At 35.3% G+C, this 24,038-nt stretch carries 24 protein-coding genes and 5 pseudogenes; 3 read left to right on the top strand and 26 right to left on the bottom strand.

The features are described 5' to 3' along the window. Nucleotides 1-295: 295 nt before the first annotated feature. The 7 genes and pseudogenes from ACQKMF_RS23995 to ACQKMF_RS23965 all read right to left on the bottom strand — a co-directional run bounded on the left by ACQKMF_RS23995 (nucleotide 296) and on the right by ACQKMF_RS23965 (nucleotide 4,906). Nucleotides 296-940: a DUF4272 domain-containing protein gene (locus ACQKMF_RS23995; protein ID WP_101226023.1), complete on the bottom strand. Its 645-nt coding sequence runs from the start codon at nucleotides 938-940 to the stop codon at nucleotides 296-298. Between the two features lie 279 nt (nucleotides 941-1,219). Beyond that, nucleotides 1,220-1,429 carry a hypothetical protein gene (locus tag ACQKMF_RS23990; protein ID WP_063235826.1) on the bottom strand — a complete coding sequence of 70 codons (210 nt, stop codon included), beginning with the start codon at nucleotides 1,427-1,429 and terminating at the stop codon, nucleotides 1,220-1,222. Nucleotides 1,430-1,639: 210 nt separating this feature from the next. After that, nucleotides 1,640-1,960 (bottom strand): CPBP family intramembrane glutamic endopeptidase, encoded by a 321-nt coding sequence (locus ACQKMF_RS23985; RefSeq protein WP_230178621.1) that lies wholly within the window; start codon nucleotides 1,958-1,960, stop codon nucleotides 1,640-1,642. Nucleotides 1,961-2,735: 775 nt separating this feature from the next. Beyond that, the gene (locus tag ACQKMF_RS23980) at nucleotides 2,736-3,122 is read right to left on the bottom strand and encodes a DUF192 domain-containing protein (protein WP_101226024.1); all 387 of its coding nucleotides are present in this window, start codon (nucleotides 3,120-3,122) and stop codon (nucleotides 2,736-2,738) included. Nucleotides 3,123-3,367: 245 nt separating this feature from the next. Next, nucleotides 3,368-3,601, bottom strand: a complete 234-nt coding sequence (locus ACQKMF_RS23975; protein WP_101226025.1) for a cyclase — start codon at nucleotides 3,599-3,601, stop codon at nucleotides 3,368-3,370. Between the two features lie 49 nt (nucleotides 3,602-3,650). Continuing rightward, a pseudogene (locus ACQKMF_RS23970) lies at nucleotides 3,651-4,081 on the bottom strand (PhzF family phenazine biosynthesis isomerase); the annotation flags it as partial. Nucleotides 4,082-4,321: 240 nt separating this feature from the next. Next, nucleotides 4,322-4,906 (bottom strand): NAD(P)H-dependent oxidoreductase, encoded by a 585-nt coding sequence (locus ACQKMF_RS23965; RefSeq protein WP_101226026.1) that lies wholly within the window; start codon nucleotides 4,904-4,906, stop codon nucleotides 4,322-4,324. Nucleotides 4,907-5,053: 147 nt separating this feature from the next. On the opposite strand from ACQKMF_RS23965, the gene ACQKMF_RS23960 reads away from it, so the two are divergent. Next, nucleotides 5,054-5,404, top strand: a complete 351-nt coding sequence (locus tag ACQKMF_RS23960; RefSeq protein ID WP_427575290.1) for a winged helix-turn-helix transcriptional regulator — start codon at nucleotides 5,054-5,056, stop codon at nucleotides 5,402-5,404. Nucleotides 5,405-5,545: 141 nt separating this feature from the next. Here the strand turns inward: ACQKMF_RS23960 and ACQKMF_RS23955 are convergent, their stop codons facing one another. The 14 genes and pseudogenes from ACQKMF_RS23955 to ACQKMF_RS23890 all read right to left on the bottom strand — a co-directional run bounded on the left by ACQKMF_RS23955 (nucleotide 5,546) and on the right by ACQKMF_RS23890 (nucleotide 17,429). Beyond that, a complete protein-coding gene (locus tag ACQKMF_RS23955) occupies nucleotides 5,546-6,538 on the bottom strand; it encodes an NADP-dependent oxidoreductase (RefSeq protein ID WP_427575288.1) in 993 nt (330 codons plus the stop codon). 103 nt (nucleotides 6,539-6,641) lie between these two features. After that, nucleotides 6,642-7,543, bottom strand: a pseudogene (locus ACQKMF_RS23950) (alkene reductase). A gap of 169 nt (nucleotides 7,544-7,712) precedes the next feature. Then, nucleotides 7,713-8,561, bottom strand: coding sequence for an alpha/beta fold hydrolase (locus tag ACQKMF_RS23945; RefSeq protein ID WP_427575286.1), 849 nt, complete (start codon nucleotides 8,559-8,561; stop codon nucleotides 7,713-7,715). A gap of 109 nt (nucleotides 8,562-8,670) precedes the next feature. Then, a complete protein-coding gene (locus ACQKMF_RS23940) occupies nucleotides 8,671-9,246 on the bottom strand; it encodes a TetR/AcrR family transcriptional regulator (RefSeq protein WP_101226031.1) in 576 nt (191 codons plus the stop codon). 555 nt (nucleotides 9,247-9,801) lie between these two features. Then, nucleotides 9,802-9,933, bottom strand: a pseudogene (locus tag ACQKMF_RS23935) (excalibur calcium-binding domain-containing protein); the annotation flags it as partial. A gap of 102 nt (nucleotides 9,934-10,035) precedes the next feature. After that, complete coding sequence (locus tag ACQKMF_RS23930) at nucleotides 10,036-10,266, bottom strand: hypothetical protein (protein WP_427575284.1); 231 nt, start codon at nucleotides 10,264-10,266, stop codon at nucleotides 10,036-10,038. A 309-nt stretch (nucleotides 10,267-10,575) separates the two neighbouring features. Further along, complete coding sequence (locus ACQKMF_RS23925; RefSeq protein ID WP_427575282.1) at nucleotides 10,576-11,661, bottom strand: DUF4179 domain-containing protein; 1,086 nt, start codon at nucleotides 11,659-11,661, stop codon at nucleotides 10,576-10,578. Next, nucleotides 11,658-12,179, bottom strand: coding sequence for an RNA polymerase sigma factor (locus ACQKMF_RS23920; protein WP_427575280.1), 522 nt, complete (start codon nucleotides 12,177-12,179; stop codon nucleotides 11,658-11,660). The genes ACQKMF_RS23925 and ACQKMF_RS23920 overlap by 4 nt, the downstream gene beginning before the upstream one ends. Before the next feature lie 238 nt (nucleotides 12,180-12,417). Beyond that, nucleotides 12,418-12,597, bottom strand: a complete 180-nt coding sequence (locus tag ACQKMF_RS23915) for a hypothetical protein (RefSeq protein ID WP_063574992.1) — start codon at nucleotides 12,595-12,597, stop codon at nucleotides 12,418-12,420. A gap of 148 nt (nucleotides 12,598-12,745) precedes the next feature. After that, a complete protein-coding gene (locus tag ACQKMF_RS23910; protein WP_427575278.1) occupies nucleotides 12,746-13,183 on the bottom strand; it encodes a hypothetical protein in 438 nt (145 codons plus the stop codon). Nucleotides 13,184-13,495: 312 nt separating this feature from the next. Next, the gene (locus ACQKMF_RS23905; RefSeq protein WP_402940474.1) at nucleotides 13,496-13,864 is read right to left on the bottom strand and encodes a hypothetical protein; all 369 of its coding nucleotides are present in this window, start codon (nucleotides 13,862-13,864) and stop codon (nucleotides 13,496-13,498) included. A gap of 221 nt (nucleotides 13,865-14,085) precedes the next feature. Continuing rightward, nucleotides 14,086-14,628, bottom strand: coding sequence for a GNAT family N-acetyltransferase (locus ACQKMF_RS23900; RefSeq protein WP_402940471.1), 543 nt, complete (start codon nucleotides 14,626-14,628; stop codon nucleotides 14,086-14,088). Between the two features lie 935 nt (nucleotides 14,629-15,563). Continuing rightward, complete coding sequence (locus ACQKMF_RS23895; protein ID WP_063576580.1) at nucleotides 15,564-16,565, bottom strand: LLM class flavin-dependent oxidoreductase; 1,002 nt, start codon at nucleotides 16,563-16,565, stop codon at nucleotides 15,564-15,566. 384 nt (nucleotides 16,566-16,949) lie between these two features. Further along, nucleotides 16,950-17,429, bottom strand: a pseudogene (locus ACQKMF_RS23890) (GrpB family protein). 205 nt (nucleotides 17,430-17,634) lie between these two features. Between ACQKMF_RS23890 and ACQKMF_RS23885 the strand changes: the two are divergent. Beyond that, nucleotides 17,635-17,781 carry a hypothetical protein gene (locus tag ACQKMF_RS23885; RefSeq protein WP_176526417.1) on the top strand — a complete coding sequence of 49 codons (147 nt, stop codon included), beginning with the start codon at nucleotides 17,635-17,637 and terminating at the stop codon, nucleotides 17,779-17,781. 572 nt (nucleotides 17,782-18,353) lie between these two features. After that, nucleotides 18,354-18,845 carry a hypothetical protein gene (locus ACQKMF_RS23880; protein ID WP_427575275.1) on the top strand — a complete coding sequence of 164 codons (492 nt, stop codon included), beginning with the start codon at nucleotides 18,354-18,356 and terminating at the stop codon, nucleotides 18,843-18,845. Between the two features lie 208 nt (nucleotides 18,846-19,053). On the opposite strand, the pseudogene ACQKMF_RS23875 reads toward ACQKMF_RS23880, so the two are convergent. The 5 genes and pseudogenes from ACQKMF_RS23875 to ACQKMF_RS23855 form a co-directional block, all read right to left on the bottom strand. Next, a pseudogene (locus tag ACQKMF_RS23875) lies at nucleotides 19,054-20,660 on the bottom strand (spore germination protein). A 252-nt stretch (nucleotides 20,661-20,912) separates the two neighbouring features. After that, nucleotides 20,913-21,290, bottom strand: coding sequence for a hotdog domain-containing protein (locus ACQKMF_RS23870; RefSeq protein WP_101225823.1), 378 nt, complete (start codon nucleotides 21,288-21,290; stop codon nucleotides 20,913-20,915). 195 nt (nucleotides 21,291-21,485) lie between these two features. After that, the gene (locus ACQKMF_RS23865) at nucleotides 21,486-22,418 is read right to left on the bottom strand and encodes an MBL fold metallo-hydrolase (RefSeq protein ID WP_427575273.1); all 933 of its coding nucleotides are present in this window, start codon (nucleotides 22,416-22,418) and stop codon (nucleotides 21,486-21,488) included. Between the two features lie 109 nt (nucleotides 22,419-22,527). Further along, the gene (locus ACQKMF_RS23860) at nucleotides 22,528-23,304 is read right to left on the bottom strand and encodes an AraC family transcriptional regulator (protein ID WP_402940457.1); all 777 of its coding nucleotides are present in this window, start codon (nucleotides 23,302-23,304) and stop codon (nucleotides 22,528-22,530) included. A 24-nt stretch (nucleotides 23,305-23,328) separates the two neighbouring features. After that, a complete protein-coding gene (locus ACQKMF_RS23855) occupies nucleotides 23,329-23,904 on the bottom strand; it encodes a LysE family translocator (protein ID WP_402940454.1) in 576 nt (191 codons plus the stop codon). Nucleotides 23,905-24,038: the final 134 nt, after the last annotated feature.

The following is a 24,038-nucleotide window of genomic DNA, read 5'->3' as shown; positions in this document are numbered from 1 at the left end:
ATTGCCTTAGGCCGCAATCAATATTCCGATTGATAGACCTAGTATACATTCCCCATGAAATGTTCACTTAATTTTATACATACCTAAAACCAAGCACAAATCAAAGTCTTGGTGCTTATTGATTATCTCAAAATATCAAAACTTTTGTACTGGTAATTCGTCCCTTATTCAGCTAACCTGCCTCCGTAGTGCCATAAGAAAAAGGCTGCCTGAGCAACCTTCCTACCTGTTAGATTAAGTGGATAACTTCACATATAACCCTGATATAGGAGCAAAAAAGTATGTATTGCAGCTTTTATGTATCTGTACTTATTTCCTCCCATTCTTGATCCATATAATTCACTAGCCAATTAAGAGTGTAGTGCCTTTCATATACAACGCCTTCATCTAGAGATGATGGAACTTCCAAATGATTTATTTGGGCTTCTCGTACCGCCCAATGTGCCCTATAAATGAAATCAAGACTATCTAATATATCACTGGTTGGTTTTAAAGTGGATTCACCAAGCAGCTCTTGTTTAGAATGAAGAGAAAAAACCTTCTCAAAAACATATTCAGCATTGCACGTATCGGCTGGGACATCTATATCGGATATTAGATTTACAGACCAAAGCAGCAGCCAAATACATTCTAACTTCCAAGAGTATTGGATCAGCTCGTTCTGATTAGGTTGTTTTTTCTTTAAAAAATTTTGTTCCTCTTCTGTGAATAATTCATTAGCATTATACCTTTCAATAAATTCCTCAATTTTTTCTGGCGGAGCCTCCATGGCTTTTGCTGAGACTATTGCTAATGAAATAATTCTGTTTATAATTTCTTCCTTTGTTCTAAGGGAAACTTCTTCTTCATTTTCCGTTAAGGGTAAATGTTTATTTATTGGTACCTTTAGGGTCTTTAATATTTTTTCGGATTGTTTTTTTCTCTTTTTCGAACTTTTCATTCCGCACCTCACTATTAGCTGATCCCGCTTCTTTAAAATTATTATTAGAAAAAATTTCCGCAAACCGTCTTTTATTGTAACATGCTACTCAACTTTCCTGGGTATTTAGTTGCACAAAGAAAAAGCTTCAGCTCCGATCTTCCGTTAAAGCACCCGGTAGTTCCAGAAGGATTATTCGTCTAAACTCCCCTTTAGTGAAATCCACTTTTATTTCTCAAAATAAAAATAGTGCCAACTTCTCTTTAATAGAAATTAGCACTTCGGTTTATTCACTATATGTTATCGTGCCGCTTTAGGCGGTTGGCACACATCACATTTACGTTGGTTATTATTTTTGAATTTCTTGAATGTTTTTTCAAAGTTGCTGCCACATGTACATTTAAATAGTAACTTTTGAGAAAAACCGTGATATTCCGTCGTCAGCAACTTACTTTCCGAATTGTTCTCAACAAATTCTTTAATTTTACCAATCGTCCATTGTTTATTCATTCTCTTACACCTCCATATTTTATCGCTATGCGGAGGCTTTTCTGGCATCCGTTCAGAAACAGTAATTATCGTAAGCTATTCATTATAACATGAGCTGGCACTCAATTAAACAGATGGATATATCTTAATCTGCCCCGAAGTTGCAAAAAGGAAAAGCTGCCTTAAAGACAGCTCCGATTTTTCAGCTAAAGCACCCGGTATGGTATAAGTTCAAATTATCCAGCCATTGAAAACCATACCCAAGTTGATAACAATGTGAAAAACTATGGATGGATATATACTATCGCTCTTTAAAACTACTATTGCATAAAAAAGCCCCCCAAAAGAAAAAAGTAAGCTTATTAATACAGGAATTCCAATTGATATATGTAGTAGCCCGAACCCGATACTGGTTATTACGACAGCATAAAAGGTGGAAACATTTCTTTTTAAACTAGATAACATAATACCTCTCCAAATTACTTCTTCAAGTGTAGCGTTTATGATGGCAAACAATATACCGAAAAGTAATACTGTTTTTAAATCGCTCATTTCTTGACTAAATAATGGTATAAGTAATGTGCTCGATACCATTAGCCCAATAAGTAAAAAATACGGTAATTTAATTGTATGAAACGGCATTGTGATACGCCTGTGCCAATCTGGTAATAGTGTGTAGAAAAATATCTTCTGCTTAGACAACAATAGTGAAATCATTGTTCCAATCATAATGAACATAAGTAAACATCTGTTTATTATGATTTTCATTTCTTTGGATATGTTCCATTCATTGATATAGCTGCTTCCGAGTTGATACACCAATGTACCTAATAAGAAGAAAATGAACAGAGAAACTGATGAACGGTATTTATTAGGTGAGATGTAGAGAATAAGCAAGAATATGAGTGGCAATAATCCCCAAACAAACAACCTATATGAAAAAAGAATAATACCTGCGAAAAATAGGATTGCCAAAAATAAGAGAAACATATTGGTCCGTGAGCGATTTATGCTAATCCCCCCTTAAGAAAGCACAATTCAATCGTTTCAGATAAACGTTTGTAATAACTGCTCTTTAGCTGAATAAGTCCCTGTATTTACAATACCATAAAAAGTAAATTACCCCTCATGTTACTTAAAATCAATAAGCATTATGAAAAGAGCTTTGAACAAAGATCAAATGTAACTCCTATAAACTGACCAATAGCTGCATAAGAAAGAGCTGCCATAAAGACAGCTCCTACCTTCAGCCAATGCACCCTTTTTTCAGTAATTTTACCTAAAAAATCACCTCACCACTAAAACTAGAGGTAAGGTGAGATGAATTTCAATAAAATCTTACATAATCCCCTTCTTTAATTTGATTCTTTTCAAACCAGCCAAGATTCACTTCAATTGCATAGTGATAAGAAATTTCTGGATCATAGGTAGGACATATATCTTCTTTACAAGGCTCCATATGTAGTATTTTTAGAATTTCCCCATCTGAATCAAGAAAAGCAATAGATAAAGGAATTAATGTGTTTTTCATCCAAAAGCCACCATATATTTTTACTGGAAACACAAATAACATCCCCTCGTTTTCGGGTAATTTCCCAACAAACATTAAGCCCTTATCTCTTTTTCTTTGAGTATCTGCAACTTGAACGGTTAATCTAGTTTCCCTGTTTCCGCTGAGTATTTTTATCATTTTTGTTTTTATTCTATTTTTCATGTTCACTCACCTTAGGGTAGTTTTATAAGCAGGAAAGAAATTCAAAAGAAGAAAAAATAACTAAGGAAATCCCTTTTACCATCTAATACTTATTCTATGGTTTCAAATTTAATTCTTCGTTTTCAATAAACACTGCAACAATATATATGTAGGTTTGTTCAACAACCTCGTTTATTGCATAAGAAAAAGCTGCCTTAAAGGCAGCTCCAATCTTAGCTAACGCACTTGTTAGCTGAAGAAGTCGATTACTTTTCAGAGTTCTCATCAACAGGTTTTCGTTTATGTTTTTCATTAATTATTTTTTTATTAAATATCTTAACTTCCCCAACCATTAGTAACCTCATATCCTCTACAATATACTTGGCTAACTCTTGGTCAGTAATGTCATCTCCATCAATATCAAGGCGGAATTCCTGCCCTTGAAGCCCACCGCCATTAGTAAACTCTATTTCAAAGTCAAATTGAACTCTTTTATCCATTTGAATCCCTCCTAAAATATTGATTGATACTGAACTCGGACTTAAATACGATTACAGCATTTCCCGCAATATTGAAAGGTGTAAATATGTTTTCTAAAGCTAGACCGTCAATCACCGCACCAAAACTTATACTACCCTGCGTCATTATAATTTTGTAATCATTATCTTCATTAATCACATCGACTGGTAAAATGCCGGCACCAGTTTTATGATAAACTTTACCTGTATTTAAACTATTTTCAACTGCACGAGCATAGTGGGCAGCAATAGTCGCATGTCCACAGATGGGCACCTCATGAGTTGGCGTAAAAAACGAATATGTACATCAGATTCGCTATTGTCTGATTTAAATATAAATGCCGTTTCCGAATAGTTAAGCTCTCTAGCAATCCTATGCATCTCACCCGAAGATAGACCTTCTGCATTTGCAATTACGCCAGCAGGATTACCCGATAACTTTTCTTTCGTAAATGAATCAATTTAATATAATCGGTACTTTCTTGCAATGTCCTTTCCCACCTTTAATATAGTGAATTTCCGGTCCTTTATACTATCTATAATTCTTATTATATTAAATATTACCCCGTTAGCTCCACAAGAAAAAGAGTGATCGTCACAGCTCTTAAAGAACTAACGCACCCATAAGTGAAATAAGGACCCTTTCAAAAATAATAAAAGACTACCCAATTATGAGTAGTCTTTTGTTATTTTTGTATGTGTTTATGCAAAATGGGAATTAATTGTATCTTCAACTTTCTTTAACATACCTTTATATGCTTCTTCATCAAGGTATCCAATACTTCCGAACAGTAAATGGTCCACAGGTTCAATTCCAGTAAAATCCCATATTCCAATATCAGAAGTTACTTTCAAACCTGCTGTCATACCGATTTCATCGTAAAGCTCATTAGGAGTACCATGTGTATTGATGATAAAACCTTTTTTACCTTCTAATAACTTAATTACACCTTCTGGTCCAGCAGAATAAGCAAACCCAAATGCAAATACTCTGTCTACATATCCTTTAAGAATAGCTGGAAGACCTGTCCACCAAATAGGGTAAATAAATGTTATTACGTCTGCTTCAGCAATAAATTCTTGTTCAATTTTAATATCATCAGGAGTTTTTCCTACTTTCATAGCTGCTGTATCTTCTGGTTTAAGTACAGGTTGAAAATCAAGTGCATATAAATCACGGACAACAACTTCGTGACCATTTTTCTTTAATGTATTGACTGTTGTTCCCAAGATAGAATGATTTAAGCTTTCAGGGTTTGGATGTGCATAAACAACAAGATGTTTCATTTAAAATAACCTCCAAATATTTAATAACCTTTTATTTGATTACTAATCGTAATCTAATATTATAGTGTTAGACGTTTTTTTAAAAGTAGTCACTTTTTTATAACATAGTCACAAAAATAGTACCATCAAGAAAGAGAGGTATTGATTATGGCACGAAGTAGGTTCGGTGAACCTCCAGAGGACCAAATAGAGGTTTGTCCAGTTACAGAAACTCAAGACATAATTGCAGGAAAATGGAAAATAATTATCTTATGGCATTTAAGCAGACAGACAAGAAGATTAAATGAACTACAAAGGCTTTTACCTGATATTTCAAAAGGAATACTGACACGTCAGTTGAGAGAATTGGAAGAAGACCAAATGGTTCACAGAGAAGTATATAAAGAAGTTCCTCCAAAGGTAGAATATTCGCTAACATCTTTAGGGAAAAGTTTTATTCCTATACTAGAGAGTATGGGCGAGTGGGGGAAAAAATATAAGGAATTAAGAAAAAGCTAAAGCCTATACTGATCTTTAGCTTTTTCTTTTTAATGATGTTTGCATGGTTTATCTTAAACTAACCTGCCCCGTTAGTTCTATTAGCAACCTCGATAAGTTAAAAAAACAAACACTTTCTACAGGTTTGTTAGATAAGACTGATTATTTCAATTTAAGTATTATTTTTCCCTTTGCTCTTCCAGTCTCTGCATACTCCAATGCTTTTTGGGCATCTTCGAAAATAATAACTTTATCAAGTGTAGGCTTAATTACTTCTGACTCTAACATTTCTGTTAAAATTTTCAACTGCTCCCCACTATGCTTCATAAAAAGAAACGTGTATTGGACATTATGTTTTTTTTCTAGCTTCGTAAGTTTATAACTTGCAATGGAAAATAAGGTTTTTTTTAATGAGCTAAATCCGTTTTCTTTAGCAAAGCGACCATTCGGGATTCCAGATATAGAAACAATCTTTCCTCCTTTTTTTAATGTTACAAATGATTTCTCTAACGTCGCCCCCCCAATGGTATCAAGAACTGCGTTGTAGTCACGAATAGAATGTTCGAACTTTTCTGTCTTGTAATTAATAACTTCGTCAGCGCCAAGAGATTTTACCAAATCACTACCATCACTAGCTGTAGTTGCGACAAAAGCCCCCATATGTTTTGCAAGTTGGATAGCAAATGTTCCTACTCCCCCTGATCCTGCATGTATTAATATTTTATGTCCTTTTTCAATTCGCAGAATATCATGTAAAGCTTGGTAGGATGTCAATCCGACTAGAGGGATGGAGGCGGATTCTTCAAAACTTAAATTTTTAGGTTTTAATGCAATATCTTCTTGGCTGACAGAGATATATTCAGTAAAAGTTCCCATTTTATTTGCTCTAGGTCGACCATATACCTCATCACCGACTTTAAACTTCGTGACACTAGTACCTACTTCGACAATTTTTCCAGAAAAATCGTTTCCTAAAATTAACGGCATCTTGTATTTCAATATTAATTTTAATTCACCTTTTCGAATTTTTGTATCAAGAGGATTTATACTTGCCGCATATATCTCAACTAAGACCTCGTCATTATTTATTTTGGGCATAGGGAAGTCTAAAAAATTTGGATTTTTACCGTAGGTTTCAATTGCTAAAGCTTTCATTACAATCCTCCACATTTTTATTTAACGCACATGTATCTTTTCATAACGAACCTAAGAAAAAAGATTATGAATATCCCTAGATGGGATATTCATATTAAATAAATTATTTTAAGAAAGGATAATCTGTATAACCTTCTTTTCCTCCTGCATAGAGCGTGTTTTTATCAGGTTCGTTTAGGGGAGCCCCTGATTGAATCCGTTCTACAAAGTCTGGATTAGCTAGTACCCAAGTGCCTACTGTGACTACATCTGCAAGATTATTATCTACATCAGACGAAAGTTGATCTAGAGGACGACCTGGACGGTTAACAAGAAGTGATTGATCCCAAAGTTGACGCACATCTTTTAGGAATTGCTCGTTTCCAAAGTGCATTAAATGCAGATATGCAAGGTTAAGCTTATTTAATTCACTTATTAAATAACGATACATCTCAAGGCTATTTTCCCCCTCATCAATGCCTTGCAGTGTTCCTTGAGGAGAAAAACGGATGCCTGTTCTTTCTGCTCCTATTTCATCAACAACTGCTTTAGCTACTTCAATAGCGAATCGAGAACGCCCCTCAATCGTACCACCGTATGCATCTTGACGATGATTGGAGTTTTCACTAAGGAATTGTTGGATCAGATAACCATTCGCTCCGTGAATTTCAACTCCGTCTGCACCAGCTTCAATTGCTGAACGTGCTGCTAAACGAAACTCATTGATACATCCTTTATCTCAAGCCCACTCAATTCTCTTGGTGTTGGAATATCTTTCACTCCTTCTGCCGTGAAAATTTCTACACCAGGTGCAATAGCTGACGGTGCAACTGCTTGGCGGGGGTGAGGTGTGTTATCAGGGTGTGATACACGTCCCACATGCATAAGCTGAACAAAAATATGACCGCCTTCACTATGAACTTTAGAAGTTACTTTTTTCCACCCTTTAATATGATTTTCTTTATAAATACCAGGTGTATTAGTGTAACCTTGCCCATCATCTGAAGGTTGGGTTCCTTCGCTTATAATTAAACCGACTGAAGCACGCTGACCATAGTACTCTGCTACTAAATCGCTCGGCGTACCATCTGGTTAAGCTCTACTTCTAGTCATCGGAGCCATTCCTATACGATTTTTTAGGTCAATGTTTCCGATACGAACTTTTTCAAATAATCTGCTCATATGAATCTCCTTTTTAATAAGAATTAGAATCAAGGAATGAATTTACGTGTTCTGCAAATATTTCTGGAAATTGAAACAGGTGCCCGTGACCAGAATCAGGATATATAATCAGCTGTGCTTTGGGTAATTTCTCTGTTAAGATATAACTGTTTTTAGTCGGTACCATCACATCATTAACACCATTAGTAACAAGTACAGGGTGTTTGATGTTTTGTAACCATTCATAATCATGATTGGATCTTTGTTTAGCCCATTTTGCAATGGCTTGTAATTGTGCCTCTTTTACTTGTTCTGAACTGTTAACTTTTTTCTGATTAAAAATTCTTTGTAGTGAAGCCATTCCTGCAGATTTACTTGTTTCGGTTTGTCCGTAGAAAAAGAACATAAAATCATTTATTCCATCTTCTTCCGTTCCGCCGTGACGATTCATTCTTTCAAAAATCTCTGGATTTGGATTAATACCAGATTCAGGCGAAGTACCTGCCATAATAATTTTTCTTACTAAATCTCCTTCTTGTAGAGCTAGCTCTTGTGCAACCATGCCACCAATGGAAAAACCAAGAATGTCAACTTGTTCTAATCCAAGAGTTTTTATAAATGTTGCTGTATCTTTTGCCATATCAGCAATTGTAGTAGGCGTTAGTCCATCGGTCTCACCAACCCCTTTATTGTCAAATAAGATTACTGGGCGTGTATTTGCAATAGGTTCAAGCATGTTTGGATCCCAGTTTTCCATCGTTCCTCTAAAGTGAACAAGAAATACTACTGGTATACCATCTTGTGTACCAAATTTTCTATATGCGTAACGAGTTCCATCTGCTTCAATAAATTCTGATTCTGTTGGTATTTTAAAGTTTGTCATTTTTGTGTTCCTCCTTAGAAATTAAAAAACGATTTTATAAGTATCATTATGATGGTTTGTTTCATGCTAATTTTAGAATGAACGTTCTAAAAAGGGTAAAAAAAGAAAGCTAGTCCAACACTGAAAGTGCTAGAGTGATGATGCCTTCTAATTCTTTTTTATTGTAATTAGTTTTTATTAGTACCCTTATACCTACCAAATTGTTGTGTAAGAAACGAGATGTGTTATCAGAATCGATTTCTTTTGATAGCTCTCCACTAGTCTGGCCCCGTTTTATAAGGTTATTAAACATATCTTCAGTACGGTTAAACATTTTAGTAACTATGCGTCCGATTTCTTTGTCCAGCAAAGATAATTCTATGGCTGCATTTACTGATAGACAACCTTTTGGGTATTGTTCAATGGAATTCAGTACGAAAATAAAAACATCACGTATCGTCTGTTTAATGGATGAAGTGCTACTAATTATGCTTTCCATCTCATTGACGATGAGCTCTTCATAGTGATTAAGGGAAGCTAAAAACAATGAACGCTTATCACCAAATGTATCATATATACTCCTGCGGTGTATCCCCATATGATCCACCAAATCTTGCATGGATGTTTTTTCATAACCCTGTGCCCAGAAAAGCTCCATTGCTTTTCTTAATACTGCTTTTTCGTCAAACTCTTTACTTCTAGCCATTTTATTTCTCCTTAAAAAAAATCCATGAACCAATACTAACAAAAACAAACGTCATAATCCATTGTAGAATGAACGTTCTAAAACAAACACATGAATTTCAAACCATGATTAAATAATACCCTTTTTAGAACGATTAGTAAAGAATTATAACTACCCAATAATCCCCAACACATTTGCTACATATCACAATGTTATCCTTTAACTTTCACCTAGGGGTACCGCCAAGCATTTCTTTATTCGTTTAGTTTCTTCAGGATTGTTTTCTTCCACTATACAATTAATGGATCAAACTCTTTTACAGATGCACTCATACCAAATAAACAAGAAACAGCAATTAGAAAAAAAACATCTGAGTCCTTACTCAACCAAACTGCCCCTTTAGTTGCATAAAGAAAAAGCTGCCTTAAAGACAGCTCCGATCTTCAGCTAACGCACCCGTTTGTTCTATAAGAAAAGCTAACCTTCTTCAAGAATCGCGCCCGATTGTGGAAAATTGTTATTAAATTAAAGCACTCCGTTAGCACAATATGAGAATCTGTTTGCTTCGCACTCGCTTCAATCTCCGTACAATGGTTCACAAGCTACTCCATCCCCATCTCGGTCAAGTCCTGAATGGTAGCCTGGGTCATCTTCGTATACAGAGGCAGCTCCATAATCTCTTGCTTCATCACAGTTTTGGTAAAATACAGGCTCCTCCCTGTCGATTCCATCTACAGGTTCTACCCCTCCACCAAACAACGGAGATAAAAAAATGATTACGACTCCTGCCCACTGTGCTACGACCGAGCCCTAAAAAATGGAAAACACATCCATCCCTTTAAAACTCGGCTCCTCCATCACTTTGGAGAGTCGATACCACCAATAGCCGAAGAAAACTACCATGCTCACCAAAATGCTTATTATTAGTCGTGGACCGTTTGATTGTATATCCACTATTCCAGTTTCAAATCCCAGGTTACATAATGCTGATGCAATGCATGCAGCCCAAAATGATTGCATTGAAAAATCAGGTTTTTTCATAATAGATTTTCTCCTCTTTAGCCCAATTGCACCATTAGATTCACTTTATCTCCTCAATCAATTCTAATCCATAAATCTATTTACACCATCATAATTTTCCACCTTTTAGAAAAGAAAGAATCACACTTTAACATATACTGACTCATATTGTTATATATCTTAAAAATTCACACCTTCCTCAACTACCCTGCCCCGTTAGTGCCATAAGAAAAAGGCTGCCTCAGCAACCTCCCTTATTAGTAAAGCTACCCATTAGTTGAACAGTTAGTAAAAATGAAGCTTTTCACTAACCAATCAGGAAACACGCGCCTACTTAGTTAATGGTATTTTAATTTCATCTCCAACTTCAAGAATACAGGCTTGGGGATCCTTAACCGGAGCAAAAATCATAATATATTCATCGTCTTCGCCTTCTACTTCCCCTTTACTAAAAACCGGTTCAATTTTTTCACCAGCTGATCTTAGAAATACACCGGATTTCTTATGATTCACGACATAACCGTCTTCTTCATCTACTCTCCTTGCATTAAGGAATTGATGTTCCAATTTACTCATCACTCTATATTTCATTCCGGTTTCATCCTTCATAGGCTTAGTATCATTTCCTGTAACAACAACTCTTGTTTCTAGTGCTGAAAACTCTACCTGCTTAATCTTGTATGTTACTTTTTCAAAAACAAAATCTTTATTTACTGCTACTGTTTCTCTTTCTGAGATGGCAGATTTATCGAGCTTGAAATCGAGTGGCCATGTTGTTTGTACGCTGTCCATCCCACTGTCATTCCAAATTGTCAAATTTTCGATTTCTAAACGAATGTCTTGGCCTTCATATTTTTTGATTGATTCAAAGGATAAGGCTTCAGCCATCTTGTTTTCTTTACTATCGTAATAACTACTTCCCCATCCCACATTGTCTAACTTCTTTCGTTCATCTCCAACAATCAAGTAGATTGAACTTACACCCTCAAAAAGGTCGATATAAAAGTTTTTTAAATTTGTTTTTTTACTTTGATAGGTTAATAAGAGTTTTGTCTCCTTATCATCCATCATCACACTCTCAAAATGCACGGTTATGTCATGCTTTTCATCATAAAATGTTTGATCAACAGCTTGACCATGTCCTAGATTAATTGCAGTTCTTACACCTGTATCATCAATATGCTTACTCGAAAATATTTTATCATATACCTCTTGAATAGCTGCTAATACGGGTGTAAAAGTTAATGTCGAAACAACAATCAAGCAAACTGCTGCAGCTATTGAAAAACTTTTGTAAAGTGTTCTTTTCTTGTTGCTTCGTTGCTCTAATTTTGCTTTTTCTAAGCCAAGTTTTGTTCTTTCGTGTAATTCTTTTGGAATCTTAATTTTTTCTAACTCTTGCTTTATATTACTCACGAAAGATCAGCCTCCTTAAATTGTTTTCGAAGTTTACCTAACGCACGATATAACACCGATTTTGCTGATCCTATAGGCATATTTAACAAGTCTGCTATTTCTTTAAATGAATAACCCTCATAGAACTTTAAAATAACGATACTTTTTTCATCTTCATTTAACTGATCTAGTAATTCTTGAAGTGTTATTGAAAGAGGAATATCTTCATCCTCAAAGCTAATGCACTCATCATACTCTGGTTTAAGTTGGACCACATTTTTATTCTTTCTAACTAAATCAATGGAACAAGTGATTGCTATTTTTATTAACCACGTCTTGAAATACTCTGGATTTTTCAATGTTTCTATTTTTTTGAATGAGCGATATGCCACCTCTTGAACCACATCTAAGGCATCACTTTCATTTTTGACATATACATAAGCCATCCGATAAATATCTTCTTCATATTGTTGGAAAAGTTTTAAAAAGGCTGTATCATCACCTTTTTGAGCTTTTTTCACTAATTTAATAATTATCATTCACCCTCTCCCTTTTAAGTCTTACACTCATTAGACAAACTAGAGTTTCATTTGGCTTAGATTTTTTTATTTTTTCTAAAAAAAAATCTAAGCCAAAATAAACGAAGATTAAATGAGCTTGTCTTTATCTATTTTGTAATCCTTATTGCACAATTCTGCCCCTATAGTTGCATAAGAAAGGAGCTGCTGATCAGCTCCTGATAATGAAGTAAAGCAACCGTTAGTTGAATAAGGTCTTCTATCTTTTTACTTGGTCTTTATTTGCTTTTAGATACCACATTGGAACTTCCATCAAGTCCCCTTCATCTTCCTCGTGACCTGTAAATAAGACTTCAAATACAATTGACTCATCTTTAATTTCAATTACTTTGACCCAGATTTCTTCAAACTTTAAAGTTTCACCTAATATAAAGTCCATCTGATAATAAGCTCTCCTTTTATACCATCTATATTTTCATTTTTCTCCTACTTCTTTAAGTAACCTGATTCGTTAGTTGTATAAAAAGAGCTGAAATCGATAGCTGCTGGATATTCAACAAAAGCACCTGTTAGTTGAAGGTGAAACACTATTTATTATTTATTAGTTTTCCGCCCTTTGATTGATAAAGTTTCAAGGACTTTCCCAGTTCAGTTCGTGAATAATACTCCACTTCGCAGTAGTAGCTGCCTTCTTTTGCACCCTGATAATTCTTAGGAAACGATATGCTATGGTTTCCAAAGTTGGCTTCCTGATGTCCTCCTCTTACGTTACTGAATATAACGATCTCACAGTTCCCATTGTATTGTTTAGTCTTATCAGCTAAAACGTTAGGCAGGTCTAACAAAGAATAAACAAATAGGGACCCTGATAGGAGAAATAAAGAGGCGACTCCAAGAATGTCCTTGATCGGTATCTTATACGAATCTCCGTTTTTCTTTTTCAATTTATAAAAATGCCAAAAGTAAGCTGACATTCCCACAAGCATTACAAATGATAAGATTAGTAAAGAGAAATACTGTGCCAAAATTCTTCAATTCCTTTTTTAGAGTTTCCTCTTATACGTTTTCCGAATCAATGATGTTTCAATTCATTTATTTCTAAAATAACCCATATAAAGTAATGAAACCTTATTGAACTATACTCCCCCGATAGTTCCATAAGAAAAAGAGCTGCCAAAGCAACTCCCTTATTGAAGTAAAGCACCCGTTAGTTCATTAAGAAAATCGATTTTTATTAAAGAATCGCGCCCTTATCTTGAATAACAAAATTGTGCTTTCAATCCTAAAATAACTTAATCTTTACAACTAAAGTTGATAGTTTCTTTTAGCTAGATCAGTTATTCATTGAAAAGTTCGTCAATCGCTTGAACAGCCAGTTCCAACGCTTTAATTCTTCGTTCCAAAAGCGTTCTTTGGGGACTACTACCCGCCTTTAACTTGGCATAACTGCTCTCAATTGATGGAAGTAAACCAGTAAGAACATTGCGAGATCCTACTAAATCTTCCTGGGTGTATTGATGGGGTCTTTGATTCCAAACGTTTTCTAGTATGGCCAAGCCGATATAATTAGCTTTAAGTCGTTTCTTTACTAACGTAGTATTTGCGCCTTTTTTAGTCATCGTATCCAAGGAGTTTTCAAGTTTTCTAATTGTCGATTTAAAGGACTTTATTAATTCCAATTTATCTACATTTGATTCGTTATCCATGTTTGCACCTTCCCTTCTTGTCTCTGTTTTTCACTTGCAATATTTTAACATAAATAAACGCCCCCCTTTGAAAGAAATCCTCAAGAATCTGGCCCAATTGTTGAACAAAGATCAAACGGCACTTTTCAACTATCCTGCCCCGTTAGTGCCATAAGAAAAGAGCTGCCTTAAAGACAGCTCCGATCTTCAGCTAACGCACCCGTTAGTTCTATAAGGTATTACTACTTATTCCAATCCTTAGCTAACATACCGTAAACAATATGGTCAACATAATGGTCATACAACCATTCTGCTTGTCTTATACAACCTTCATTAACAAAACCCAATCTTTCGGGAATTCCTCTACTTTTCTTATTCTCCTCAGCAACCCTTATTTCCACTTTATCTAGTTTCAATTCAATAAATGCATAATCAGTCAATGCCTTAGCTACTCTTGTCATAATTCCATTTCCTTGATATTCTTCTCCGAGCCAATAACCAATATATGCAGTTTTATTTGACCAATTAATTTGATTATAACCTGCTACACCAACAATTTGTCCCTTATACATAATAACTGTATTGACACTCTTGTTTTCAGCAAAACCTTTTAAAGACATATTAATAAACCCTTTTGTATCTTCAAGTTTTGTTGTATTATCCAGCCAAGGAAGCCATTCTTGTAGGTATTCCCTGGATTGATTTGTTATTTCGAAAACTCTTTCTGCATCCTTTAATTCTAACAGTTTCAATGATAACTCCTCATCAATCTTATGTATGAACATACTCATCCCCCTAAATTTTTGTATTGGTTTATTTTGTATATTAACATATATGATTAATAGATAAATCACTTGTTTATTATGGAGCTAACCTGCCCCGATAGTTGCATAAGAAAAGGATCTGCTGATCAGCTCCTGGTAATGAAGTAAAGCAACCGTTAGTTCATTAACAATTGAGTTAATAAATATATCTAAAAGTCTCATATTTTCCATACTTGATAACAGTTTTAAATTCTTCTCCACCATTTTTATCATTTAACAAAGCATCCATCTTATCATCTTTAATATTGTAATGTCTCTTATTCATAAAGCCTACACTTCGGATTGTTGGATGGTCTAAAATTGGTGATAAGTCACCATCTAGCACAGCGTGGTACACTGTCTTTTTTTATTTGTTCACTATATGTCTTATTTGACGGTTACTGAATTATCCTGCCCATTAGTTCCATAAGAAAAAGCTGTCTTAAAGACAGCTCCGATGGGTTCAGCTAACGCACCCGTTAGCCATCCATGAATCGCAAAAATCGGCGATTCACCACAAAGAATGAAAATGGTTAGGAAGTGTCAATACTGATACTGACCTTAATCCAGTCAACCCTAATCCATAGACTAATTAATTAACGCTCTCCTCTTTTTTTAAAACGATTGAGCAGGGTCTTCTTAAGTATTGTTATTTTTCATTTTTAAAGAAACTTATTTTCATGGTAGTTCAATAAAGACTTCTTCAATATTAGCCTTAATCCTTTATGGATTAAAGAACGTTATCGTTCAAGCGTATTTCGTCACATATTAAGTAAATTAAGGCAAACAGAAAAAGCCGTGATCACATTTACTAAACCACGGCTTTAACGTCTGTTATATAAAAAATACAATTTAATTTATAAGATAACGCGATACCATCCCCCCTTAACTCCATAACAAAGGTGTTTTCCTGCTATTTATTTACCTTCAACAATTTCCTTAAAGATTTGATATGACCGCTTTTGTTTCTCAGGATTAAAGATATAGGAAACAGCCATTATTTCATCTACATTATACTTCTCTTGAAAATTTGTTAATTGTTCTCTTACTGTCTCTTTACTTCCCAATAACGCTACACTGGTCATCGAGGAAGCCATTTCTTTCTCAGGTTCGCTCCATAGGTTATCCATGCTATCTACTGGTGGCTGCAATGGAAATTGTGTACCTCGTACTACATTTAGGAAAAATTGTTGCATCGTTGTTGATTCTCTTTTCGCTTCCTCATCTGTTTCAGTTGCAATCACATTTAAACAAACCATCATGTATGGAGAATCAAGATAGTCAGAAGGTTGGAATCGATTTCGATAAATCGAGATGGCTTCCTCCATATGCCTAGGTGCAAAGTGTGAGGCAAACACATACGGCAACCCTAATTGAGCAGCTAAATACGCCGAATCTGTCGATGACCCCAAAATATATAATGGGATTTTAGTACCAACACCTGGATACGCTTTGACATAACCCTGTTTTTCTTCAGGTCCAAAGTATGTAAGCAAGGAATTTACGTCATTAGGAAATGTATAAACTGAATCTTTCTGTGAACGTCTTAACGCACTTGCCGTCATCATATCAGTACCAGGTGCTCTTCCAAGTCCTAAGTCCAAACGGTTTGGATAGATGGTTGCCATCGTTCCAAATTGTTCGGCAACGACTAATGGAGAATGATTAGGCAGCATAACCCCGCCAGATCCAACACGGATGGTTTTCGTATGCTCCAATGTATGCTTAATTAAAATGGAGGTAGCTGAACTTACAAGTGTAGGAGTATTATGATGTTCTGCAATCCAATAGCGATTATATCCCAGTTCCTCCGTAGCTTTTGCTAAATCAACCATCGCATCAATTGCATCCTTAGGTTCCTGTCCTTGACGAATCGGGGAAAGGTTTAAGACAGAAACCGGTATTTTTATATTTGTCATTTCATTGGCTCCCTTTCTAAATCAAAATACATCACTATAGTCAATAACAGGTTTAGAATGAAACTGTATACTTAGGACAACAGTGAATCTCTTGTGGTAATTTTTTGAATACCTGTTTAAATGATGAAGAAATTTCACAAAGATACTGACTTGACATTGGAGAAAAAGTGCTATTACTTGATAACATTAATGAATATATAAATGATATAAGTGACAGGGAAGTGAATCCCTCACTCAAATATTTAAATGCATGCGTATGCATATAATTGATGGTTAAACCCTATCATGGATAAAAAACAATGTCAACGATTTATCTAATATGTGCGTTCTTTAATTAACTTGTATTTAAACTAACGCACCTGTTAGTTGAGTATCTATTTGAAATCACTTTATAATTTTATCCAATATTGATTTCACAAAATTAGTTTTATCATTCGCATACTTATGTTTATTATCTTTATTTATTTTTGATAGTTCCAATTTAAGTTGTTCATATTAAATTCTGGCTGCTTCATTAGTCCTTATATAATCTCTAAAATTCAACTGTTCAAGAAGATATTTATTTCCACTTTGGTATATATGAATTTGGTGAGTTCTTGGTTCACCTTTGTTGAAATAATGTCTATCTGGCAAAATATCTGTCCCCTTATATGAGTAACCCAGTGACTCTAAAGGTTTGACACACTTTTCACCCTCCTGGAATGCTTTGATTTCGACGGCAATATCAATAATGGGTTTTGCACTTAAATGTTTTACTGCTGTACTTCCAATATGATGAATTGCTAATATATGCTGACCAATTACCTCGTGAATTTTCTCTTTCTCTGATAAAAATTCCTTTTGCCAATCATCTGTCCAAGGGATACATTTTTAACCATATTTTCAATCATTATTTATTCGTTCAATTATATAAATAAAAAAGGATAATCAGCCCTCATACTAGACTAACTATCCTACATTCCATTTTTCTTCTTTTATTTTGAATATTTCAACTGATTACATTCCTTGCAAAAACAAGAATAAGAAGAGGGGCAGGACACAAACTATGCTAAAAAGGAGAGTGTATATTATGGATGAAAAGGGTTTAAAACAGAACGCTAGTAATACTTTACGTACGAATAAACAGAAAACTTTGGATATAATAGCAAGTGTTGATGAGTTGAAAAAAGAGCATGAACCAGAGTATGTCTTTTTATATTGGGATGAATTGAGATAAGTATCTTAAGAAGAGAAATTGAAATGGATATTGGATAGAATAATACCAAAATAAAGCAATTCTCCTTATTGAGAATTGCTTTCAATCCAGTAGGATATTCAAGTAATGCACCCGCTAGTTTAAGTACAATTCTTCACAATCTTTAGTTTTCGCGTTAAATAATCCTTTTACTTCTTCTCAACATATAATGTTGAGAACCTAACTAAAAGGAGTGAAATCACATGAGATATTTCCCACGCCAGGGGACAATGAGTCCACAATCCCCTCCTCCAACATTCATTCCACCAAAACCTTCTGTGTCCTATATCGTCGACTGTCTATATCAAAACACTTATGTATGGCTTATAAATGGCAGACAATTTTGGTTTTACCCTACTCGTGTGGAATATGGAGAAGTATCTGGATATAGATGGAACGGTGCTTTCTGGCAATTCTACGGTATTGACCCAAGACTTATAGATGCTGTTACCTGTCCTCCTATCCCTACATTATACTAAAATCCTAAAAAAGCCTTATCTCGAATAGTCTCAAAATAAAAGATCGCCCTTATCTTTTAATTTTGGAGGTATTGTATGACAACTTTTTATTCATTTCATGGAACTGTCACGGTGATTAGTGATTTTTTTACAGGTCAAAATGGTGAAAGAGAAGGTTGTTATAAATTATTTACAATAGAAAATGAATTGGGTTCAATAGTAAATTTCGTGGTTTCACCCTCAACTTACTTCGTTGACCATGAAATGGTCATAGTAGGAGATCGCGTGACAGGATATTATGATGGAGATTTACCTGCTATTCTTATTTACCCTCCACAATATCAAGCGCTTGTCATGGTAAAAGATAACCCAAATCAGAATGTAAAAGTTGATTATTTTAATAACCAATTGGTGAGTAGTGATGGACAATTACTATTAAAATTATCTCCCTATACCCAAATATTATTAACAAATGGGCAACTCTTTTCAAGATATCCAGCGAACCGAGATTTAATTGTTTTCTATGGACCTGCCACAAGAAGTATCCCTGCTCAAACCACACCCTATCGTATAATCGTTTTATGTTGAGCGCATTATTATTTCAACCAGCAATAAAAATAGGTATTTAAAACTCGTTCAGTTTTTGGCGAGTTTTTTATTATATTTTGTTCTTTCCATAACCCAATAAAATTAATATTCCTTTTTCAACTATCCTGCCCCGTTAGTTCCATAAGAAAAAGCTGTCTTAAAGACAGTTCTGATCTTAAGTTAACGCACCCGTTTTGAAAAAAGCATGTCACGATTCAGTGCCGTCACCCTTCTTCATGTTAAAAGTCTTCATCCCACGTGATGTAGGAGGTAGTGGCCTTTGATTATCGCCTTCCCTTTTCAAATTATTATCGGAGCTTAAAAATTCGGGTCTGTATTTTAACGCCCACATTGGTCTCCTAAAGAATGTATCACCTAGTCCTTCCGGGTTAAGTGGAGCAAGTGGTGACATATAAGGAACTCCGAATGAACGTAGGCTACATAAATGAACTACGACGACAAAAAATACTAAAATCATACCATATAAACCCATTGTGCCTGCGCAAATGATAAATACGAACCGCAGCAAGCGAGCCGAAATTGCCATGGCGTAGGAAGGGGTGGCAAAACTTGCAATGGCCGTTATCGATACGATGATGACCATTGCCGGTGATACAATTCCAGCTTGGACTGCCGCCTGCCCAATCACCAGAGCACCAACAATGGACATAGTCGCGCCAATGGCTTTGGGCATCCTTAGGCTTGCTTCTCGTAAGAGTTCAAATATTATTTCCATTATGAATGCTTCGACAACTGCCGGAAAAGGAACGGAATCCCGTTGGGCTGCAAGAATGACGAGCAGCTTTGTTGGAATCATTTCTTGATGATACGTTGTAGCACATATACAGATGGGGCAATTAGCGAAATAAAGAAAATAAAAATACGTAAAAAACGTATAGATGAGGCTATATCAAAGCGAGCAAAGTAGTCCTCGACAGATTGAAAGAACTGAATAAATAACGCAGGTGCCACCAAGACAAAAGGTGTTCCGTTAACAAAAATGGCTACCCTTCCTTCAAGTAGATTGCCTGCGACCTTATCCGGTCTTTCTGTATGATCCAGGGTGGGGAATGGGGTCATGACCTGATCTTCTATCAATTGTTCAATATATCCGGATTCAAGAATACTATCAATATTTATTCCTTTTAAGCGCTTTTTAACCTCCTCGACGATTCCTTCTTTGGCAATCCCATTTATATACATGATGGAAACATCCGTCTTTGTCACCGTCCCAATTTTCATCGACTCTATCCATAAATCCGTACTATTAATGATGCGGCGTACCAGTGCTATGTTTGTTACATTCGATTCCGTAAATCCCTCTCTTGAACCGCGAACTACCGAATTTGTGCTAGGTTCCTGAACGGAACGCCTTTCTCCCCCTTTTGTACTTGCAACCAGGGCTATGTTTATTCCGTCAACAAAAATGATGCTATCTCCTGATAATAATGACAAAACCATTTGTTTCCAGTCCGTTACGGATTCTACACCACCGAGAGAAACCACGTCTTTAGAGATCACCTCCAACGCTTCTTGTGGAAGTAGTTTTTCTTTAAGATGAGGATTTTTCATGATGGATTCAATTAAAAAGTCAGTAACGCTTGGATTATCAATCAGACCCTGCACATACAAAATAGCCGTTTTAATCTCAGGATTTTGACTGATTTTCAAATTTCGGATAATAATGTCGGGGCTGTTACCTGTTTTCTGCCTCACCTTTTCCAGATTGGCTGAAATGGAGCTGTCAATAAGTTCAGTTGTTATACCTTTAGATTGGTCCTTTTCATCAATCCTTCGCTTCTCACATTTCTTCATTTGTCCTTTTTGTTTGAAAAAAGAAACCATAGACCGGACCTCTTTCATTCCTTTTTCTTTTTATCCTGTCCAAAAAAATTGTCTTTTATGGATACCATCATTCCCAACGATGCTATTAGATCTAATATTTAGATATTCTTTATGTATCTAACCTGCCCGTTAGTTCCATAAAAAAAAAGCTGCCTTAAAGACAGCTCCGATCTTCAGCTAACGCACCCGTTAGTTCATTAAGACACATATTAACCCCAAAATTTAAAGTATTACACCTGAAAAATCCCCTTTTAATACTTCTTTTTCATACTGATTTTTACATAAAAAGAATGCAATAATAGCTGTTCTATTATTTTCTTGCCTTTCATATTTTTCAATTTTAACTTCACATATTATTGTATCCCCGGTAAACACAGGTCTTAAAAACTCAAAATTCATAGTACGAGCCATTACGTGATGATCTCCACCTATTTTTGTTGGTAGAGTTGCCGTTAATAACCCTTGAATTACAAGTCTTCCCTGTTCATCTGGGGTTATATGATGATTCCCTTCATCACCTGAAATCTCTGTAAATAATTCAACATCCCTTACTGTAAAAGTCCGTTCAAACGTAATGATATCTCCTACTTTTAATGACATATAAAATCCCCCCTGAAGGTTTTATAAAGTTGATTAATACCCGCGGACAAAACGCGAATTTATATCTTAATAACTAACAGCGTCGTTGAAGTATTGTTTTGGTAATTTGTTTTCGGATTTTGGATATAAGATAATTATCTGAGGAAAGGAAGATAATTACGCTGCATAGAAACCAGAAACGTTTTTCAGATATCCTTATGTAAGAAAATCTTGAGGGTTCCAATCTTTCGGCTTTATGTTCTTATTCATCCATTTCTTTTGTGGTGCTTGGTATGGGGTGGAGGCAATTAAATGATTATTGTGCCAGCTTGCTGCTCCGGAACGAATCATTTCATCGAGCAGGATTGGGATAAATTCTTCTGGCTGAAGTTGGAAAGAGTAGTGTGCAAAATCTTGGAACCAACCACACTTTAGTAGGTAGTTATCGAGTTCTTCTTTTGTCAATCCGTTTTTAATGATTAATGTGAATGAAAAAATCCTTTTGCAGGCATGCCATGCAACTTTTTCTGGCATTCTGAGCCACTTTTCAAACCGTTTCCTTGCTGCATCAATGGCAGTCAGAGGATTCTCTATTTGCGGTCCATGTCCTGAATATGCCTGTTGAATTCGAAGCATGGACAACCGATCCAAACTTTCTATCGATCGTTGGATAGATGAAACACCCTCTCGAAAGATATTTAACCATCCGATATCACCTTTGTGGAAGAGATCCCCGCAAATTAATAATTCTTCTTCCGGTTCATATAAAGAAATATGTCCTAACGTATGTCCTGGTGTGTGCAAGATTTTCAACGTTCTGCTTCCTGTATTAATATCATCGTTATCAGAGAACTTTAGATCGACTCGATAAGGTTCTACAGGCTGATCTAACCATTCTGAACTACAGGCTTCCGAGTCGCAAGAATTAATTAATTCTGCTTCCCATTTATGAGCACCAATCCTTACTCCAAAATTTTTTTGAAAATGAAAATTGCCTCCTACATGGTCACTATGATAGTGCGTGTTCACAATAAGGTGTAATTCTTCTGGTGAAATGCCTACTTCTTTAATTAATTGCTCTGTATCTTTCACATCACTTCCAAAACCAGTATCAATAAGGACCGGGAACTGATCCTTAATAAGGATCATGTTTGCACTTGGGAATTTTCTTTCAAAGAAAATAATACTGGATTTTTTAATAAGCCATTCCTCCTTAAATTCAAATAGACTAACCAATAATAATCGAACAAACTACTAATCAATTTAAATGTGAAATATATTCAAAGGCTGTTGTTCCGTATACGCTTTTAAAGTGTTTATTTAAATGGGTTAAATCAACAAAACCACATTCAGCTACAGCTGAATGAATATCTCTATTTTTTTCTATTAACTGCTTTGCATATTCTATCTTGCAGTTAAGAAAGTATTGATATGGTGAAATGCCAGTATGAGTCTTGAATAACCGGATAAACTTAAATTTCGATAAATCAAGCTCTTTACATATCTCGTCAAGTTTGGGTATAGTTTCCAAGTTGGTGTGAAGCATATCCTTCGCTTTTCTAATTAGAGTGTTATCTTTCTTATAGTCTGTAGAAAGATCAGTTTGAATAAGGTTATCTGTGAGGGATAACAGTAATTCACTGCACAATGCCTCGTCTTTTTCGCTTAATATTGCATTAGAAAGACTTAGTATTCCTTGCTTAAGCCTATAATCATACACAATGGGGGTTGAAAAGCGTATGATATCCTTCTGCTCAATAACCTCCAGAAGCAATTGTGGCTCAATATATAGCATCACATAATCTAGTCCTGTCTCATCATGTGCCATTCCGTCATGTGCCTGTTCCGGATTAAAAAGCATAACGCCATTTTGATAAGACAAGTGTAAACTGCCATCCAAGTTATAGTGTTGAATGCCACGCAATGTGACTCCTATTGCATACTCTTTATGAGAGTGCTTCTTATATGTGAAATCAGTAATACTTGCTGACAAAGCCGTAATACCCGCCGATTTTTTATAGATAAATTTATCCATTTCATTCACCTCTTAAGTAGCTACCTACATCCAGATCATGATTGCAGCATAAACTAAAAACACTGCCATCAATATATTAACAATCTTTTTATGCTTCAGTAAAAACTCCTTGAAGATTGCACCAAAAAGTACCCATGTAATAAATGCTAAGAATCCTATAACAGTTATAGCGATAACGCTTATTGTAACCGCAGGCATTGAGACATAATAGGGCATAATATAGGTGGGAATGACAGTCATTGTAAATAGTACTACCTTTGGATTTAAAAACTGCGTAAGAAATCCAGACATAAAGGTACCCGTTTGGTTTACAGTTGGTTTTGATGAATCCATTTTGTAAACTTGATAAGCAAGATACAACATATAAAAGCTTCCGATTATCTGCATAACAATTAAAATTTTTGGTATGATCGTTGCAAGTATCGTATTTAACATAGCAGAAATAGCAAGTAAGAAACCAAAAGCAATCGTTGCTCCATACGTATATTCCATTGCCTTTTTTGTCCCAGAGTTATGCACGGTGGATAATATGACGATATTAGTGGGTCCTGGTGTAAATGTAACAATAAAACAGTAAAATACAAAAGATGTAATATTCATGAGGTAAACTCCTTTCGAGATATCCTCATGTAATTGTACATCCTAACTTTAATAGCATATAGTATGTTATTGCAGGGTTATATATTGCTTCTGTAAAGATAACTCTATAAATTCAGGGTGCTGATACGTCAAAA

This window comes from Peribacillus sp. NPDC101480 (assembly GCF_050277335.1).
Classification (GTDB): Bacteria; Bacillota; Bacilli; order Bacillales; family DSM-1321; genus Peribacillus.
Note: the sequence above shows the minus strand (reverse complement) of the source record. Positions and strands in the feature narration are given on the sequence as shown.

Coding starts and splice junctions, on each gene's coding strand:
- ACQKMF_RS23985 (WP_230178621.1), bottom strand. CDS start 1,960: ATGAGCGATTTAAAAACAGTATTACTTTTCGGTATATTGTTTGCCATC.
- ACQKMF_RS23930 (WP_427575284.1), bottom strand. CDS start 10,266: ATGAAAAAACCTGATTTTTCAATGCAATCATTTTGGGCTGCATGCATT.
- ACQKMF_RS23980 (WP_101226024.1), bottom strand. CDS start 3,122: ATGAAAAATAGAATAAAAACAAAAATGATAAAAATACTCAGCGGAAAC.
- ACQKMF_RS23920 (WP_427575280.1), bottom strand. CDS start 12,179: ATGATAATTATTAAATTAGTGAAAAAAGCTCAAAAAGGTGATGATACA.
- ACQKMF_RS23945 (WP_427575286.1), bottom strand. CDS start 8,561: ATGACAAACTTTAAAATACCAACAGAATCAGAATTTATTGAAGCAGAT.
- ACQKMF_RS23990 (WP_063235826.1), bottom strand. CDS start 1,429: ATGAATAAACAATGGACGATTGGTAAAATTAAAGAATTTGTTGAGAAC.
- ACQKMF_RS23905 (WP_402940474.1), bottom strand. CDS start 13,864: ATGGATAACGAATCAAATGTAGATAAATTGGAATTAATAAAGTCCTTT.
- ACQKMF_RS23855 (WP_402940454.1), bottom strand. CDS start 23,904: ATGAATATTACATCTTTTGTATTTTACTGTTTTATTGTTACATTTACA.
- ACQKMF_RS23995 (WP_101226023.1), bottom strand. CDS start 940: ATGAAAAGTTCGAAAAAGAGAAAAAAACAATCCGAAAAAATATTAAAG.
- ACQKMF_RS23940 (WP_101226031.1), bottom strand. CDS start 9,246: ATGGCTAGAAGTAAAGAGTTTGACGAAAAAGCAGTATTAAGAAAAGCA.
- ACQKMF_RS23975 (WP_101226025.1), bottom strand. CDS start 3,601: ATGGATAAAAGAGTTCAATTTGACTTTGAAATAGAGTTTACTAATGGC.
- ACQKMF_RS23865 (WP_427575273.1), bottom strand. CDS start 22,418: ATGATCCTTATTAAGGATCAGTTCCCGGTCCTTATTGATACTGGTTTT.
- ACQKMF_RS23885 (WP_176526417.1), top strand. CDS start 17,635: ATGGATGAAAAGGGTTTAAAACAGAACGCTAGTAATACTTTACGTACG.
- ACQKMF_RS23895 (WP_063576580.1), bottom strand. CDS start 16,565: ATGACAAATATAAAAATACCGGTTTCTGTCTTAAACCTTTCCCCGATT.
- ACQKMF_RS23915 (WP_063574992.1), bottom strand. CDS start 12,597: ATGGACTTTATATTAGGTGAAACTTTAAAGTTTGAAGAAATCTGGGTC.
- ACQKMF_RS23860 (WP_402940457.1), bottom strand. CDS start 23,304: ATGGATAAATTTATCTATAAAAAATCGGCGGGTATTACGGCTTTGTCA.
- ACQKMF_RS23965 (WP_101226026.1), bottom strand. CDS start 4,906: ATGAAACATCTTGTTGTTTATGCACATCCAAACCCTGAAAGCTTAAAT.
- ACQKMF_RS23880 (WP_427575275.1), top strand. CDS start 18,354: ATGACAACTTTTTATTCATTTCATGGAACTGTCACGGTGATTAGTGAT.
- ACQKMF_RS23955 (WP_427575288.1), bottom strand. CDS start 6,538: ATGAAAGCTTTAGCAATTGAAACCTACGGTAAAAATCCAAATTTTTTA.
- ACQKMF_RS23870 (WP_101225823.1), bottom strand. CDS start 21,290: ATGTCATTAAAAGTAGGAGATATCATTACGTTTGAACGGACTTTTACA.
- ACQKMF_RS23960 (WP_427575290.1), top strand. CDS start 5,054: ATGGCACGAAGTAGGTTCGGTGAACCTCCAGAGGACCAAATAGAGGTT.
- ACQKMF_RS23900 (WP_402940471.1), bottom strand. CDS start 14,628: ATGTTCATACATAAGATTGATGAGGAGTTATCATTGAAACTGTTAGAA.